The following is a 15228-nucleotide window of genomic DNA, read 5'->3' on the forward strand; positions in this document are numbered from 1 at the left end:
GGAGAATCCGCCTCAGATGCTACATCTCCGGTGCGTGAACGCCGTCCCCGAGGGCCCGCGCCAGCGCCTGTTCGGCGTCCCGGGCGGAGGCCAACAGGAGCGCGTCCTCGTGGTGCCGCGCCACGAGGTGCAGGCCAACGGGGAGGCCGTCCTCGGTGATGCCCGCGGGCAGGCTCAGAGCCGGGTGCCCAGTGAGGTTGAACAGCCAGGTGAACCCGACGCTCATCACCTCGCCCGGTCCCGAGTGCGGGTGGGCCCGGTTCGGAGTCGTGGGAGTGGCGAGCAGGTCCACGGAGTGGAGGAGGCCGTCCAGTGCCGACAGGTCCCGCCGCCCGACGGAGGCGAGACCGGCGCGGGTACCTCGTTCCCTGCGTGTGTGCCAGGCCCTCGTGGGATCGGTGAGCGCGATCTCGGACCGCGTCACCGTCACCCCGCCCGAGCGGGCCCAGCGCCGCAGTGCCCGTTCCGCGAGCTCCACGACCTCCGGTTCCGGCTCGTTGAACCCCAGCGTCGGCGACCACGCGACCCGGATGTGTGGACGCACCGCGACGGGACTGCCGCCGAGCACGGCGCTTCGGTACAGCTCAGCGTCCGCGACCGTGCGGGTGATCGGCCCGCCGACCGTCAGCCCGGCCCGGTCCCGCGCGGGAAGCAGCCCCGTGGTCGGTTTGTAGCCGATCACCCCGCACCAGGCCGCGGGGATGCGGGTGGACCCGGCACCGTCGCTCGCGGTCGCCAACGGCACGGCGCCGGTGGCCACCGCGACGGCCGAGCCCGCGGAGGAACCGCCTGGGACGCGCTCGGTGTTCCAGGGGTTGAGGGTGGGGCCCTGGTCCGTGCTTCCCCAGGTCTTCCACGGGGTCCCGGGGCCGGGCACCGAGGTGGCCCCGATCGGCACCGCCCCGGCGGCGACCAGTCGTCGGGCCTGGTGGGATGCGGTCCCCTCCGTGGCCTTGACCGCCAGGGGTACCCCCGCCAGAGGAAGGGCGACGCCCGCGGCCAGAGTCGCGTCCACCCGGGCCGCGCACTCCAGCGCCGCCTCCGGCCAGACCTCGACGAAGGCGCGCAGGTGTCCGGTCCGGTCGACGGCCTCCAGTGCCCCCCGGACGGTCTCGACCGCGCTTGCGGCACCCCGCATCACCCTGTCGGCGATCGCGCCCGCCGTGGACGGTGGCTGCTTCTCCATGCGCCCGAGGGTAGGGGCGGCGGCCAGCGGGGGCGTTGGTCCGCACCGCTCCCCTCGACTCCTTGGAGGCTGGGACGGGTGTCGAGGGCGACCTCGTCACCGGTGGCGGCGAGTGCCGCGCGGGCCTTCCGGGGGTCACGAGGCGCGAGCCTCCAGGGTCATGCCGTGCGGGGCGTCCACCACCAGAGCGCCGTCCGCTGACGCGGTGCGGGGCCCACGTACTCGGACAGGCAGGCGTTGTTCTCCGTCCGGTGAGGCTTCGGGTGTGCGGGACGTCCACCTTCTCAGCGTCGTCCGTTGACGCTGTGCGGGGCCCCGTACTCGGACAGGCAGCGGTTGTTCTCCGTCCGGTGAGGCTCCAGGTGTGCGGCATGTCCACCCTCTCAGCGTGTTGGCGGTGTTCAGGGCACGAGCGCCTGTTGCCGGACAGGCACATGATCCCTCTCCCGACTCTGGGCCCTGCCAATCGGTCTGGTCGGCTCAGGCTCGTGTGGCTCCCTCCCGGACGACGCGTCGGTGGAGGAGGACGAGCACACCCAGGGTGAGGGTGAGCGAGGCCAGGGCGATCCCCGTCGCGTGGAAGGGCTCGGCCCCGGTGGCGGGCGCGGTCGGCGGTCGGGCGGGGTCGTCCGGAGCGGACAGCCTCGCGGCCGTGAGGCCCACGGCCCAACCCACGAAGACCACCGCGAGGGCGGCCTCCACGCACAGCAGACGCCGGTGGGTGGCCAGGAAGCCCCACCCGCTGATGTGCCGGGCGAAGATCTCCTGGGCCCGGCTGCGCACGTGGACCACGCACGCGGCCATGGCGGTCAACAGGAGTACGGCGCCCGCGCCGACCAGGTTGAAGGTCTCCGTGCGCAGCGCGTTCACTGTGAGCGCGTGGGCTCTGCGCGCACTGGTGCCGAGAGTCTCGACCATGGAGATGTAGCGGGAGGCCTCCGGGCTCCGCGCACGGAAAGCCTCCACCACCCCGGGATCGGGGAAGACCGTCTGTCTCGCGGACAGGTGATTGACGTAGGAGTTGTCGGACAGGACCTCCCCGTTGGGCAGGACGATGACCACGGGTTCGTACAGCAGGGGCAGGGTGCCGCCCAGGCGTTCCTCCGCGCCGTAGGTGAACAGGGACTGGCCGTCGGCGGCGGGCTGGACCCGCACGTCGAACACTCCGCCCGGGGCCCCGTTGACGCCGAGCCAACCGGTCACTCCCTCGACCAGGGCTCCGGAGTGGCCGGAGGCGGAGGCAGGGAGGAGGACCCGTACGGTATCGGCGGGGGCGTACGGTCTCCCACCGTGAGAGAGGACCTCCTCCTCGTCCAGGTAGGTGTCGTTGACCAGCAGCACCGGGTTCTCCAGGGGCGCGGGGCACTCGGGGGTGGACGCGACGATCTCGGAGGGGTGCATCCGGGCCGCCAACACCAGGTCTCCGTCCGTGTCGGTTCGCCGCAGCCACGGGCCGAGGGTGTCGTCCACCGCCTGATCGTCCGCCCAGCCGTAGTTGGCGCTCAGCGCGGGCCGGGAGGTCTGTCCGTACGTGTCATGCACCTCCACGCCGAGCCCCTGCTCCCGGGCCTCCCGGGCGGTGGTCACCACCGAGCCCAACAGCACCAGAGTCAGTGCCAGGGCAGGGACACGCACCAGGTAGACGGCGGCCCCGGTGCCGCGAACGGGCAGCCGCCCCCGGAGCGCGGGCAGGATGCCCGTCGCACCCACCAGGGCCAGGAAAACCGTGTGGGTGAGCAGGCAGGCCAGGGTGAGCGCGGCCAGGAACCCCAGCGCCAGCAGCGAGTAGTAGCCGAGCTGGTTCCCGCCGTTGTAGACGCCGAGGAGCGCCAGCACGGCCACGGCCGACACGGGCAGGACGAGCGCCCACAGCCGCAGGACCCGGCCCAGCTCACCAGCGAGCAGCCGACCGTAGGAGTGCCCCTGGAGGCGCCGGACCGCGTGGTCGCGCGAGTCGAGCAGGACCCCGGCGCCCGTGGCGGTGACCGTGGTGAGCACGGCGACGGCCACGAGGTGCGACAGGTGGCCGCCGGTGAGGAAGTGCCACAGCTGGGTTCTCTGGATGCCGGGTGCCTCGGACAACCCGTGTTCGGCCAGGGCCTCGTGCAGTGCGGGAGCGGCCTCCGGCGCGCCGAACACCAGGTAGTAACCGTGGGGGCCCACGTCGCCGAACTCGGAGATGTGATGGGTCCGGACGGCGAAGGAACGGCTGAAGGACGGATAGCCCTCGTCCAGCCAGCGGCCGTACCGGGAACCGGGGTCGGAGACCGCCAGGTACAGGTGGGCCAGCGAGGACGGCGTGTGGACGTCCAGGACGCTGTAGCCGATGGCGGCGTCATGGGCGTCGGCGACCTCCTGCACGGAGCGTGCCACCTCGGCGTTGTCGTGGGTGCCGTCGCTCTCGGTGATCCAGACCAGTCGCGGGTCGTCAAGCACGTGAACGGTCTGCTCGGCGGTGGAGGCCAGGAGGAAGGCGAGCAGCGCGGCGAAGGCGACGCACGCCGTGTAGGCGAAGGAGAGGGTCCGGTTGGGCACCTGGCGGTCCTGTCAGGGCGAGGTGGACCCGTGGGCGGGCGCGCCCACGGGGTCCCGGGACTGGGTCAGCAGCCGTTGCGCCAGTACTGCTGGTTGTTGGCCATGGCCCGCGAGGCCTCGGCTCTGGCCCAGAAACCAGCCGAGGCGTTGACCCGCTCGGTGTGGGTGCCCACGGCGGTGGCTCCGTGGCAGTTCTTCGGGTGGTGGTAGTGGGACCGGACGAACCCCTGTCCAGGGATTCCGGTGAGGCTGCGTTCCCACACCCCGCCGCCGACGCGGGAGGTCTGGGCGAGGGCGGTGCCGGTGGTGATGACGAGGACGGTGACCACGGTGGCGGACAGACGGAGGAGGGCATTCATCGAGGGCTCCCTGCCGGGGTCTAGCAGTCGTTGCGCCAGTAGCTCTGGTTGTTGCCGTTGGCACGCGGCGCGTTGGCCCGGGCCCACTGCCCGGGGTTCCTGTTCACTCGGACGGTGCGCGTTCCCACCGCGGTGGCACCGTGGCAGGCGGATCCGTGGAGGTAATGGGAGTAGACCTCGCCCGATCCGGGAACTCCGGTGATGCCCCAGAGCCATTCACCGCCGCCCACATAGGAATGCGTGGCCAGGGCTGCCGTTCCGCTGCCCAGGGCGATCACGACGGCGGTGAGGAAGGTGGCGAATACACGGGAAATGGACTTCACGGTGGCCCCTAGCAGCCGTTGCGGTAGTAGGACTGGTTGTTGGTCCAGGCCTTGGGGGCGCTGGCGTAGGAGGTGTGGCCTGGGGCGGTGTTCCTGGAACGGTCGGTGTAGGTGCCCACGGCGGTCGACCCGTGGCAGTTCTGGGCGTGGTGGTAGTTCGAGTACACGGAGGAGATCGTGACTCCGTGGTGCCAGGTGCCGCCGCCCACGCGGGTGCCCGCGAGGGCCGCACCCGCGGCTCCGGCGGTCACCCCCACGACGACGAGGGCGACGACGATTCCTTGGTTGACGGTATTCCGCATTCGAGAACCCCGGTCCGATTGTTCTCCGTGTCGTTACCCCGAAACGGGGGAGCGGCGGAGGAGAGTGGCAGCATCAAGAATTCGCAGTTGAGTGGGCGGGACGTTCCGCCCCTCTGAAATCCAGTACTACCGCGCCCTTTTGGGAATTTCTCTTGTGTGGCCGGATGCGGACACGATCCAGACGCATGGTCGGATCCGGGGTAATGGCGGTCGCGAATCGGTATTCTGGGGAATTGTTCTTTTTGTTCCTCGCGACGCCGCCTGTGGCGCTCACTCGCCTCCCGTAACAGGGCGAGGGGTGACAGTCGACCATGACCGGCTGACCTTCCCCACCCGGTCCGAGTCGGCGACCTGTTTGTCCACAACCTGTGGACAAAACACGGAAGGCCCCGACCCCCTGTGGGGACGGGGCCTCCTTCCGGGAGTCAGCCCTGCTCGGGCGCTGAGACCAGGGCCTGGAGCGTGGTCGGTCCGACCTCGCCGTCCGCGTGGAGCCCGGCCTGCTCCTGGAAGTCCACGACGGCCCCATGCGTGGCTTCGCCGAAGACGCCCGGCTCGGGGCTGTGGGTCCGGTAGCCGTCGCCGCTGAGGTCGTGGCCGAGCTTCTCCGCCAGAGCGGTCTGCACGGCGCCGACCGCGTGGCTCTCGTCGCCCAGGACGACGCTGCCCGCCTCCTCGGCCAGGAACTCCCAGCTGCGGGAGTCCAGGATGCCCGTGACCTTCAGGTCGGTGGCCTGCTGGTAGTCGAGCAGGGCCTCCACGGTGGCCTCGTCGAACCGGTCGTCCAGGACCTCACCGGGCTCGAAGGAGCCCTCGTCGGCCAGCAGTCGCTTGGCGACCTCGATGTTCCATCCCATCTCACCCTGCTTGTACTCGGGCCACTCCGCGTCCTCCGACACCGTGGACACCGTGGTGGCGATCCAGTCCGCGTGCGCCACCGGGTCGGTGAGGACCATCGGGCCCACGCACAGCGGGTTCTCGTCGAAGTCGCCGTCACGGCTCACGACGCCGACCAGTTCCCAGTTCCCCTCTTCCCCGCGGACCAGGGGGCCGCCGGAGTCGGAGATGCACATCTGCGCCTCGTCCGTGGGGTGCTCCGAGCAGAGGTCGCTCCCAGGGTCCATCTCCGCGCAGCGATCGGGGGAGACGACCTCGGTGTCCAACTGCTGGAGGGTGTCCGGCTTCCCCTCCTCCCCGAACTCGTCGAGCATTCCCCAGCCCAGGCCGCGCACAGCGGAACCCGGGGCGGCGGACCCGGCGCCGACGGCGACGGGGGCCTCCTCGACGGGGGAGTCCAGTTTGAGCAGCGCGATGTCGTTGCGCAGCAGGTACTGCGAAAGCGGGTAGTCGGGGTCGTCACTGACGTCCTCCACCTCGTACTCGGGGTGGAGGACGACATCGACGACCCCGCGCTCGCTTCCGCCCTCGTTCAGGTCGGTGCTGCCCACCCGCACGGTGAGCTGTTCGGGGTCGGTGCAGTGGCCCGCGGTGAGCACCCACTGGTCGTCGACCAGCGCGCCCCCGCACAGGTGCTCGCCGCTGTCGTCGTACAGGGCGGCCATGAACTCGTACTCATCGGTGGCGTCGTCACCACCGATGATCGCGCTCGCCGGGACCGCCAGGGCGGTCGCCCCCAGGAACGCTCCCACCCCCAGCACACCCGCGATCGTCGCGCCCCGTCGGCTCCTGCGGCTGTCAGCCATGCCAGACCTTCCGTCCCATGTTGCGGCTCGCTGTCACCTCAAACCTAGGAACCAGGGGCGTTCCGGACATCGGCCGCGAGGACCAAACACCCCTCCGACGATGGTCGGACATGTCGCGAGGAGAGGGGGTCAGAAGGTGTAGAGGCCACGGACGCCAAAGGCGGGGTGCCGGTCTCTTCCCTGGGCAAGCGAGCGGCGCCGTTAGCCTGTTCGCATGCCGGAACAGCCTCCCTTCAGCCCCACAGTCGCCCTGCTGACGGTGGGCCGGGTGTGGGAGGCCGCCTTCAACGCGGCCTTGAAACCACTCGGACTGACCACGCGCAAGTACGGACTGCTGGGACACGTTCGGGGAACGCCGGGCATCTCGTTCAGCGAGCTCGCCCGCCGGTCGAGGATCACCGTGCAGAGCGCCCACTCGGCGGTGGCCGCCTTCGTCGCGGCGGGCCTCGTCGACGACGGGACCGCCCAGGCGGGGGCCGCGTCGAAACTGCGGGTCACCGCCGAGGGTGAGGCGCTCCTCGCCCGTGCGGCCGAGGTGGTGGCCAGGCTGGACGAAGAGTTCGCCATGGAGCACCCGGAACTGACCGAGGCGCTGCGCCTCGGCATGGCGAGGGCGGTGGCGGGCTCCGAATAACCTTCAGCTAGCCTGAAGGTTATGGAAGCACTACTTCTGTCCGTCCATGTCGTGGCGGGCATTCTCTTCGTCGGTCCCGTGGCCGTGGCCACGAGCCTCTTTCCCCGCTACGCGCCCGTCACCGACGCCGCCCAGATCGAACGCGGCCCCGAGACGGCCCGCCTGCTGCACCGGATCACGCGGGTCTACGGCGCCCTCGCACTCGTGGTTCCGGTCGTCGGTCTGGTACTCGCCATCGTCCAGGGCAGGACCACAGAGATCTGGATCGTCGTCGCGATGGTGCTCACGGCGGTCGCGGGGGCCCTGCTCGTGCTCCAGATCAGCCCGCGCCAGCGCGACGCGCTCGCCGCACCCGACGACGGTACCCAGCTCCGCCGCCTCAGCATGGTGGTCGGTGTCTTCAACCTGATCTGGGTGGTCGTCGTGGTGCTCATGATCGTGCGTCCGGGATCGGACTACTCATGAACGGGCTGCTCCGCACCCTGGCCGTGCTTTCGGCGCTCGAACTCGTCAGCGTCCTCGCGCTGCTGCTCAACCTGGTCACCGTGCACGACGACACGGTCTCGAGCGTGCTCGGCCCGACCCATGGCGCGCTCTACCTCGCGGTCGCGGTCACCGCGCTCCTCGGCCGCGGCCTCGCCACACGGACCCGGATCGGCGCGGTGATCCCGTTCCTGAGCGGTCCCCTCACCGTGGTCAACGTACGCAGGGAGGCACGGGCCGCGTGAGCCTCCGTCACCACCTGCGCCGACCGCCGTCCGTCACCGCCGCAGAGGCGGTCCGGCTCGTCGAGGAGGGCGCGCTCGTCGTGGACGTGCGCCGTGAGTTCGAATGGAACCGGGCGCACATCCCGGGTGCCGTCCACATGCCGCTCGAACACCTGAGGGAGCGCGGTCACGAACTGCCCGAGGAGCGTCTCCTCATCACCTTCTGCACCGGTGGAATCCGGTCCGCCGGTGCGGCCAACCTGCTGGTGGAGTACGGCTTCGACGCCGTCAACATGAGTCGGGGCCTTATCGAATGGCGTGCCGCGGGCGGGCCGCTCAGCCAGTGACCGGGCCCGCTTCGCTCACCCGGTCGGCAGACGGGAACCGAGGGTCAGCCCGATCCCCTCGGAGTCGGGTTCGGCCGCTCTGACCGCCCAGGCCCGCTCGTCAAGGCGGGTTGCCTTCGCGGTCGAGTAGCCCTCCACCACGAGGACCCAGGAGTGCCCGTCCTCCCGCAGGAGGCGGGCGGTCGAACGGGAGCCGTCGGAGAACACCACGGGGAACGACTCGGGAAGCCGGGCGAGGTCCTCGGCGTCGGTCTCCACGAAGACGCGGGCCCCGGGGAACAGGTGGCTGTACCCCGAGAAGGCGGTGGTCGCTGAGCGCATGCGCGTCCCCTGAGACGGTGGGCTGGGCCTGATGTGACCACACTTCCAGAACCCCGGCCCAGTGCCCGGCCCCGTCCCCGCGTGTCCTCGGCTGCACTCCGACACGCGGGCCGTTCCAGGTCAGGCGGTGTCCCCGTGGGCGCCTACTGATCGCCGCGCAGGTAACGCGTCACCATGTCCACCAGCTCGTTCTCGAACGTCTCGACCGGTTCGCCCTTCAGGTCGGCCATGCGCCTGTGCGTGTTCATCTCCACCGTGGTCACGATCAGCTCGGCCGCGGTGTCGAGGTCCCGCACGCGGACGTCCGGATGCCGGGCGAGAAGTTCGCGTACCTGACTGACCCGCAATCTTTCGTGCCGGTCGATCGTGTCGAGCACCTCCTGTGAGAACGACGCCTCCTCGATCATGATCCGCAGCAGCTGCGGATCGTCGCGGTGGTTGTCGATCGCATCGCGGACCAGTGCCCGGACGATCGTCTCCAGGCCGCCGGCGGACAGATCGAGCCGATCGGCCTGGGCCCACCTGCCACGTTCCATGTGCCGAACCAACAGCTCGGCGAGGATGGCGTCCTTGTTCGGGAAGTACTGGTAGAGCGAGCCGATGGAGACCCGGGCGCGTTCCGCGATGCGGTTGGTCGTGCCGGCGGCGTAGCCGTGCTCGGCGAAAACATGAGCAGCGGCGGTGAGGATGCGCTCGTGGGTGAGCGCGGCGCGCACCTGGACGGGCTTGCGACGTGGTTGAAGACGACGATCGGCGGGTGGCATCCGAAGGTCTCCCTTGGGGTGTGAAAAGCGAGTAGTCAAAGAGATGAGCTATTGCTCATAATAGGGCCATGAACTGCGAAGACATGATCCTCATCGACTTCGGCGGCGCGCTGTGATCCCCAGGGTGGCCCTGCCCGAGTCGCGCACGATGATCACGCTGGAGGTGCGTCGCCGGGAGTTCCTCACACCGGGGTTCGCGAGCGTGACCTTCGGCGGCCCAGCCGTGCGGGACCTGACCGTTGTCGGCAACGACCAGGCGGTTCGTCTGTTCTTCCCCCGCGAAGGACAGACGGCGTTGAGGATGCCGACCCTCTCGAACGAGGCCTGGATGGCCCAGCTGCTGGTGATGCCGAAGTCGGTCCGCCCATGGGTCCGCAACATGACGGTCCGGCGCGTGCGGCCCGCGGACGACGAGATCGACATCGAGTTCGCCCTGCACGGCGACTCACCCATGTCGGCCTGGGTGCGCCGGGTCGGGCCAGGTGACCAGGCCGGAATCTTCGACATCGGCACGACGTACCGGCTACCGGAGCACGCGGAGGGGCAGTTGCTGGTCGGCGACGAAACCGCGCTGGCCGCCATCCTGTCGATCCTCGACGGAACGCCTCCGTCGCTGCCCACGGAGGTCTACCTGGAAGTGGCCTCCGCGTCCGAGATCCGGCCCGTCGAGGCTCCCGCCGGCGTCCGTATCCACTGGCTCCGCCGGGACACCGGAGACCTGCGGCCGGGCACCTTGGCGCTGGACGCGGTGCGTAGGGCGTCGCTGCCCTCCGGGCGCTTCTACACGTGGGTCGCGGGAGAGTCCGGCATGGCCACGACGGTGCGCCGCCACCTGGTCAACGATCGTGGCGTGCCCAAACGTGACATCTCGTTCGTCGGCTACTGGCGTCAGGGGCGGTCCGCCCCCGGCTGAGGACCCCGTCCACCAAGCAAACCGGTTGGGCGCCCTGAGCCGACCGACGACGGTGGAAGAGGTCGAGACACCTTCCACGCGAAAACGGCCCCTGGTCGCGAACTCGGTTCGCGACCAGGGGCCGTCTTTCGTACGGAGCGGATGACGGGAATCGAACCGCCCACCGCCAGGGTGCTGACGTGCCCGAACACGAGAAACCTCAGGCAGTGGTGCTGCCCATCATCCTCTTGGGCTTGGTTCCCCCACGTTGCGCTGGTCCGCGTGCACCTCCGGGTGCACGACCTTCGCCATCCTGGTACACCCTCACGGGTGCACCCTAGGTTGAATCACGCCATCTGGGTACCGCATGGAGCGGAAGAGTGGGCAACATGACTACCTGGGGCACCATCTTGTGAATCCGAGCACCCCTGCTAGCTGACCTCAAAATTCTTCCACCTGGACGATGCCGTCTGGAACTCCACCTTCCTCTGTGAGTCCCCACTGTTGACCGTCCTGTGTGGCACAGAAGCGTTGGGTTTGGTGTACACCGAGATTCTCTCCTGAGGGTGACAACAGAGGTCAGTCGGAGTCTGTCCCCAACTGACAGCAACCACTGTTTCGGTCCCGCCCGGTTTTGGGGCGAACCGCTTGGACTCTGTGATTCCTCTGGCGCATCAGTGATCAGCAAACCCTTGCTGATGAGCTCGCTGGAGCCGAGATCGTTGCGAACGTACTGCCAGCTGTTCTTCCTGAAACTGCAACCATTTGTCGTTGGGGCGCGTCAGGATGCTAGGAGGTGCGACCATCGGCCGTGCTCCAGGCCGGGCGTCAGGCCGCAGCCTCGAGCGGCGAACGTAGCCTGCGGCGACGGTGATCGCACCGTCGCCCTGATTCTACTTAGAAGGATTTGGAAAGAAGTGAGCGAAAAAAGGGACAGTGCGAATGCAGATATCGCCCTACTTAAGAGTTACATAGAAAAAACTAGGAAGAAAAAAGCGCATGGGGTGCTGATTTCGCTGTCCGGTTTCGCGGGGGTAAGTGTATATGTCGTTGATCTCATGTTTATCGACTGGGACCCCATTGCCCCTGGTGTTAAATTCCTAATTCTTCTAGTCTTTTGCGTACTTTCTGTATTTGGAATTCTGACTAGGGTGTTTCCTGGTGTTGTTATTCCATCGGAAATGTTTGAAAGCAGTCCTGCGGTTAGTCTGAATAGCACATTTGCTTCGGAGGGAAAGCTCGAAGCGATTCTGATCAGGCTTCGGGAGCTCAAGAAGAAAAGCTTGGAGTCAGGAGATGACGATCCCGCTAAGCGAAGAGTGGCCTACAAGGAGGAGGCTGCAGGGTACGTCGAAGACTTGCGCAAAGAAAGTACGCGCTATCGGAACGTGAGCAACTTTGTCCAGGTGGTCATTATTGTTGGATCTTTGGTCGGATCGGCCGCTGCTGCAAGCTCATATTTTGTGCGCGAGTACTCCTGGTTTGTTGCCGTCAATAGTCTTGCAATTGGCATCGCCTCAGGTTTTTCTGGCTATTGGAAATACAAAGAGAGAAGCTTCTATGCCCAGCAAGCAGCCGATGCCATTGAGCATGAAATTGAATCTCTGGATCTGGGGATTGGTCGGTATACTTCCAATGACCCCGCCGAGAGATCTCTGATCTTCTCTCAAGAGATCATGCGGCTTCGTCAAGACCAAAAAATGCGGGAGCAGAACCTTGATCAGCCAAGCTCTGGGAGCGACGAGGGAAGTCAGTGACTAAAAACAAGTTGTACTCGGTCTCCGTTGTAATCCCAGCCTTACTCCTGGCTTCTTGCTCAGCAGACTATGGAGACAAGGTAGACCATCTGGAGGAGATTGCCCAAAGAGGTGTGGAAGTGCATAAAATTCTGGAGGATTTAGAAGGAGGAGAAGCCACGGAAGAGGCATGCCTTGAAGCAAACAAGGTTCTGAATAATGACTCTCCGAATGACCTTAACTTCACTCCGAGGGAGAGGGAAACTTGGGACGACCTTACCGAGCGAGTTTTTGTTAGTGCATGCAAGTCTGGAAAGTATTAAATTGAGAAATAACGGGGCTGCTGTGCTGGTTTTGGTTGCCTTATTTTGCTGCTCGTGCTCGAGTGGTCCTGCTGACTATGACGAGAGGAATGACTATTTGCTAGAAATGGCCCAGCGGGGTGTGCAGATCAACAAGCTTTACCGTGGGCAGGGTCAGGAAATCACAGAAGAGCGTTGTGAAGAAGCAAACTTGGCTTTGAATGATGACATTCCCACAAATAGGGGTTGGGGGCGGGAGTCAACGGAAGAATGGGAGAATCTCGTGAAGGGAACTTTTATTAATGCATGCGTTTCTGGTGAGTACTAGGTTGTGATATTTCGGTTTTAAGTTCCTTGGTGGCTGGGTGAATCTTGGTTCTTATTATGGAGAATCGCGAATAAGCATCCAGTTCGTCTTTGCTTGGATTCCTGTCGAGAAATTCGATTACCACGCAGCTTCCTCGGGTTCGTCGGGCGCGTGGCCGGTGGCGAGCATCAGAAGGTTGAACGTGCGGCCGCGAGCGTAGTCGGTATTCATTTCCAGGAACGTTCCGCGTACGCGGCGGTCTGGGTGTCGTCGTTCAGGGCCAAGAAGCAGTGCGCGTGCACACCCAGGACATCGACCGGCTGCGCCAAGAGGTCACCGGTGCGCAGGGATTCGACAGCACTTCGACGGAGGTCCTGCACAGCTGGGCGCTCTCGCATGTCGAACGCCTCGAATCCCCTGAGGGTGGGACGGTGATCTTCAAGTGCGCCAGTGAACCCTTCACCCACGAGGACGAAGCACTCATCGCCGCCCGCCAGGCCGGGGTCGACGTCCCCTTGGTGCTCGCCTCCACCAGAGGCAGCACCACGTTGGGCATGCTCCTGGAGGACCTGGGCGAACCCTGCTGCCAGGCCCATGACGACGACGGAGGCAACTGCACTCCGCCGCTGTCCCCGACCTTCTCTCGCCCGGAGACACCGATTGGCTGGCCTCACTGCCCGGTCGGGCGCTGCGCACCCTGACTGTGCTGCACGAGAACACCCGCTGGGCCGACACTTCCGACATCGAAACCGCTCTGGGGTTGCTGGAGAAGGCGGCTCCGACCAGGGCGCAGGGGCCCGCGCTGGCCCCGTTCGGGTGGGTGCACTCGGAATTCCACCCCGCTAGCCTGCTCTTCGACATCGACGGGGTCCCCAACCCCCTCCCCGAGCCCGGAGGCTCACTCCCACCCGACCGGCCCCACCGAGTCGACCTCAACGGCACCGACGTGCCGGTCTGGCTGAACTCGGACCACGGTTCGTGGATCACCGAGCTCCACTCCACGGGCCTGGTCCGCCTGATCTGGGCTACCAGCTGGCAGAGCGCGGCCGCACGCACCATCGGCCCCCGGCTCGGCCTCACCCCATGAGTCCCGTGGAGAGCAGTGATTGGGATGCTGTGCCCGCATTGAGTCCCAGCGCCCAAGTCCTTCTCGCAGCGTTGTTCACCAGGGCGGCGTTGAAGGCTCCGGACCTATCGTGGGCCACCGGAGGCTGGCATTACCCGCCCCGAGGTGTCTCCGATGCCTTCCCGTATGAGGGAGATGACGTGGGCAAGATGCTGTGGGGATCGGGGGATTACTGGACTTTGCGGTGGTCTGGCTTCCCAAACCCTGAGTTCGTGGCCTCGGCATTGACTGACCCGGTTATCGAGCTGGAGGGGGCCGTAGTGGAGAGTTTGGGCAATGACCTCTTGGTGCTGTACGGGTCTGCACGTCTGAGGCTTCGAGAAGAGAACCAGCACATGCTCGGCTCTGCGGAGAGGGTGCTGGAAGCGATCGAGTACAGGAGCAAGACTCGCCTGCGACGTTCCCGCAGCTGACTCCGCCCCTCAGGGATGCCATATCAGCGGGTGTACTACGGGTGTAGTGATTAAAGTGCCCGGACTGGGCATCCGATTCGGGCTGGGCTCGGCGTGCACCTGCAGAACCACCCGTGTGTATGACGGGCGCTACGCGCGTCATCCGGTGGTCCGTGCACCCGCTGATGCACCCCCAACACGAAAACGGCCCCTGGTCGCGAACTCGGTTCGCGGCCAGGGGCCGTCTTTCGTACGGAGCGGATGACGGGAATCGAACCCGCGCTATCAGCTTGGGAAGCTGAAGTTCTGCCATTGAACTACATCCGCGTCGGATCGCCCGGAGGCTGACCAACGCTCGCCATCCTAGCCCACCTCTGGGCCCGGTAGGCAAGTCGGCGGGGTGTCGAGTGCGGCCCACGGCCCGTTCTCGCAGGCGGTAGGTTCGGAGCGTGCTGCTCTCCGATCGCGATATCAGGTCAGAAATCGACTCCGGGCGGGTCCGGATCGATCCCTTCGAACCCTCTCTTGTCCAGCCGTCGAGTATCGACGTCCGCCTCGACCGGTTCTTCCGGGTCTTCGAGAACCACAAGTACCCCCACATCGACCCCTCGGTGGAGCAGCCGGACCTCACCCGGCTCGTCGAGACCGACGGTGAGGAGGCCTTCATCCTCCACCCGGGCGAGTTCGTGCTGGCTTCCACCTACGAGGTGGTGAGCCTCCCCGACGACATCGCGAGCCGGCTGGAGGGCAAGAGTTCCCTGGGGCGGCTGGGGCTGTTGACTCACTCCACCGCCGGGTTCATCGACCCCGGGTTCTCCGGGCACGTCACCTTGGAGCTCTCCAACGTGGCCACCCTCCCGATCAAGCTCTACCCGGGCATGAAGATCGGCCAGCTGTGCATGTTCAGGCTGACCTCGCCTTCTGAGCGTCCGTACGGTTCCGCGGCCTACGGATCCCGCTACCAGGGGCAGCGCGGGCCCACGCCGTCGAGGTCGCACCAGAACTTCGCGCGGACCCGGATCGTCGAGGGGTAGGGCCCGCTCTGGGCACAGAGAGGCCCTTACGTTACGGTTATGTACTGACACGTTCTGTCGTATTTGGCGCTTGTCGCGCAATTGTGATCCAAGTCGCCCCCGTTTGGGTGGTGGCATAGATCACATATAGGTGCTTTGTGGCGTCGGCAACCCGTGCCACAGGTCGACGGACGGGTTTTATGGCGGTTAAACATGTTATCTGGTAGTGACATGCCGCCTGAACTGTGCGTTCATATCTCGGTAAGGTGGCGCCCCGAC

General features: G+C 66.4%; 19 protein-coding genes and 1 tRNA gene. 11 read left to right on the forward strand and 9 right to left on the reverse strand.

The window, feature by feature from the left end:
* Window positions 1–19 precede the first annotated feature (19 nt).
* The 6 genes from BDW27_RS18975 to BDW27_RS19000 all read right to left on the reverse strand — a co-directional run bounded on the left by BDW27_RS18975 (window position 20) and on the right by BDW27_RS19000 (window position 6408).
* Window positions 20–1186, reverse strand: coding sequence for an amidase (locus BDW27_RS18975; protein ID WP_233515823.1), 1167 nt, complete (start codon window positions 1184–1186; stop codon window positions 20–22).
* A gap of 480 nt (window positions 1187–1666) precedes the next feature.
* Entirely contained in the window at window positions 1667–3721 is a 2055-nt protein-coding gene (locus BDW27_RS18980; protein ID WP_110050692.1) for a bacteriocin-associated integral membrane family protein, read from the reverse strand.
* 65 nt (window positions 3722–3786) lie between these two features.
* Window positions 3787–4080 carry a lactococcin 972 family bacteriocin gene (locus BDW27_RS18985; protein WP_110050694.1) on the reverse strand — a complete coding sequence of 98 codons (294 nt, stop codon included), beginning with the start codon at window positions 4078–4080 and terminating at the stop codon, window positions 3787–3789.
* 20 nt (window positions 4081–4100) lie between these two features.
* A complete protein-coding gene (locus tag BDW27_RS18990) occupies window positions 4101–4403 on the reverse strand; it encodes a lactococcin 972 family bacteriocin (protein WP_110050696.1) in 303 nt (100 codons plus the stop codon).
* A gap of 8 nt (window positions 4404–4411) precedes the next feature.
* Window positions 4412–4705 (reverse strand): lactococcin 972 family bacteriocin, encoded by a 294-nt coding sequence (locus BDW27_RS18995; RefSeq protein WP_017544456.1) that lies wholly within the window; start codon window positions 4703–4705, stop codon window positions 4412–4414.
* 425 nt (window positions 4706–5130) lie between these two features.
* Window positions 5131–6408, reverse strand: coding sequence for a trypsin-like serine protease (locus BDW27_RS19000; protein WP_110050698.1), 1278 nt, complete (start codon window positions 6406–6408; stop codon window positions 5131–5133).
* A gap of 214 nt (window positions 6409–6622) precedes the next feature.
* Here BDW27_RS19000 and BDW27_RS19005 point away from each other — a divergent pair, with 214 nt between their 5' ends.
* From BDW27_RS19005 to BDW27_RS19020, 4 genes are read left to right on the forward strand one after another with little or no spacing between them, the layout of a single operon-like run.
* On the forward strand, window positions 6623–7042 hold the full coding sequence (locus BDW27_RS19005) for a MarR family winged helix-turn-helix transcriptional regulator (protein WP_110050700.1): 420 nt from the start codon (window positions 6623–6625) through the stop codon (window positions 7040–7042).
* A gap of 21 nt (window positions 7043–7063) precedes the next feature.
* On the forward strand, window positions 7064–7507 hold the full coding sequence (locus tag BDW27_RS19010) for a hypothetical protein (RefSeq protein WP_110050702.1): 444 nt from the start codon (window positions 7064–7066) through the stop codon (window positions 7505–7507).
* Window positions 7504–7770: a hypothetical protein gene (locus BDW27_RS19015; protein ID WP_110050704.1), complete on the forward strand. Its 267-nt coding sequence runs from the start codon at window positions 7504–7506 to the stop codon at window positions 7768–7770. The genes BDW27_RS19010 and BDW27_RS19015 overlap by 4 nt, the downstream gene beginning before the upstream one ends.
* Window positions 7767–8096, forward strand: coding sequence for a rhodanese-like domain-containing protein (locus tag BDW27_RS19020; protein WP_110050706.1), 330 nt, complete (start codon window positions 7767–7769; stop codon window positions 8094–8096). Before BDW27_RS19015 ends, BDW27_RS19020 begins: the two co-directional genes overlap by 4 nt.
* 15 nt (window positions 8097–8111) lie before the next feature.
* Here BDW27_RS19020 and BDW27_RS19025 read toward each other — a convergent pair whose 3' ends face one another.
* On the reverse strand, window positions 8112–8417 hold the full coding sequence (locus tag BDW27_RS19025; protein ID WP_110050708.1) for a hypothetical protein: 306 nt from the start codon (window positions 8415–8417) through the stop codon (window positions 8112–8114).
* A gap of 143 nt (window positions 8418–8560) precedes the next feature.
* Window positions 8561–9181, reverse strand: a complete 621-nt coding sequence (locus BDW27_RS19030) for a TetR/AcrR family transcriptional regulator (protein ID WP_110050710.1) — start codon at window positions 9179–9181, stop codon at window positions 8561–8563.
* A 112-nt stretch (window positions 9182–9293) separates the two neighbouring features.
* On the opposite strand from BDW27_RS19030, the gene BDW27_RS19035 reads away from it, so the two are divergent.
* The 6 genes from BDW27_RS19035 to BDW27_RS19055 all read left to right on the forward strand — a co-directional run bounded on the left by BDW27_RS19035 (window position 9294) and on the right by BDW27_RS19055 (window position 13957).
* Window positions 9294–10094, forward strand: coding sequence for a siderophore-interacting protein (locus BDW27_RS19035; protein ID WP_110050712.1), 801 nt, complete (start codon window positions 9294–9296; stop codon window positions 10092–10094).
* A 677-nt stretch (window positions 10095–10771) separates the two neighbouring features.
* Window positions 10772–11830: an SLATT domain-containing protein gene (locus BDW27_RS27550; RefSeq protein WP_199560708.1), complete on the forward strand. Its 1059-nt coding sequence runs from the start codon at window positions 10772–10774 to the stop codon at window positions 11828–11830.
* A gap of 423 nt (window positions 11831–12253) precedes the next feature.
* The gene (locus BDW27_RS27850; RefSeq protein ID WP_233515824.1) at window positions 12254–12439 is read left to right on the forward strand and encodes a hypothetical protein; all 186 of its coding nucleotides are present in this window, start codon (window positions 12254–12256) and stop codon (window positions 12437–12439) included.
* A 275-nt stretch (window positions 12440–12714) separates the two neighbouring features.
* On the forward strand, window positions 12715–13119 hold the full coding sequence (locus tag BDW27_RS19045; RefSeq protein ID WP_110050716.1) for a hypothetical protein: 405 nt from the start codon (window positions 12715–12717) through the stop codon (window positions 13117–13119).
* A 2-nt stretch (window positions 13120–13121) separates the two neighbouring features.
* A complete protein-coding gene (locus BDW27_RS19050; RefSeq protein WP_110050718.1) occupies window positions 13122–13505 on the forward strand; it encodes a hypothetical protein in 384 nt (127 codons plus the stop codon).
* A gap of 179 nt (window positions 13506–13684) precedes the next feature.
* A complete protein-coding gene (locus tag BDW27_RS19055) occupies window positions 13685–13957 on the forward strand; it encodes a hypothetical protein (RefSeq protein WP_110050720.1) in 273 nt (90 codons plus the stop codon).
* 235 nt (window positions 13958–14192) lie between these two features.
* Here BDW27_RS19055 and BDW27_RS19060 read toward each other — a convergent pair.
* A tRNA-Gly gene (locus tag BDW27_RS19060) sits at window positions 14193–14263 on the reverse strand.
* 122 nt (window positions 14264–14385) lie between these two features.
* On the opposite strand from BDW27_RS19060, the gene dcd reads away from it, so the two are divergent.
* Complete coding sequence (gene dcd / locus BDW27_RS19065) at window positions 14386–14970, forward strand: dCTP deaminase (protein ID WP_017544466.1); 585 nt, start codon at window positions 14386–14388, stop codon at window positions 14968–14970.
* Window positions 14971–15228 lie beyond the last annotated feature (258 nt).

The organism is Nocardiopsis sp. L17-MgMaSL7, from assembly GCF_003182025.1.
In the GTDB taxonomy this organism is placed as follows: Bacteria; Actinomycetota; Actinomycetes; order Streptosporangiales; family Streptosporangiaceae; genus Nocardiopsis; species Nocardiopsis prasina.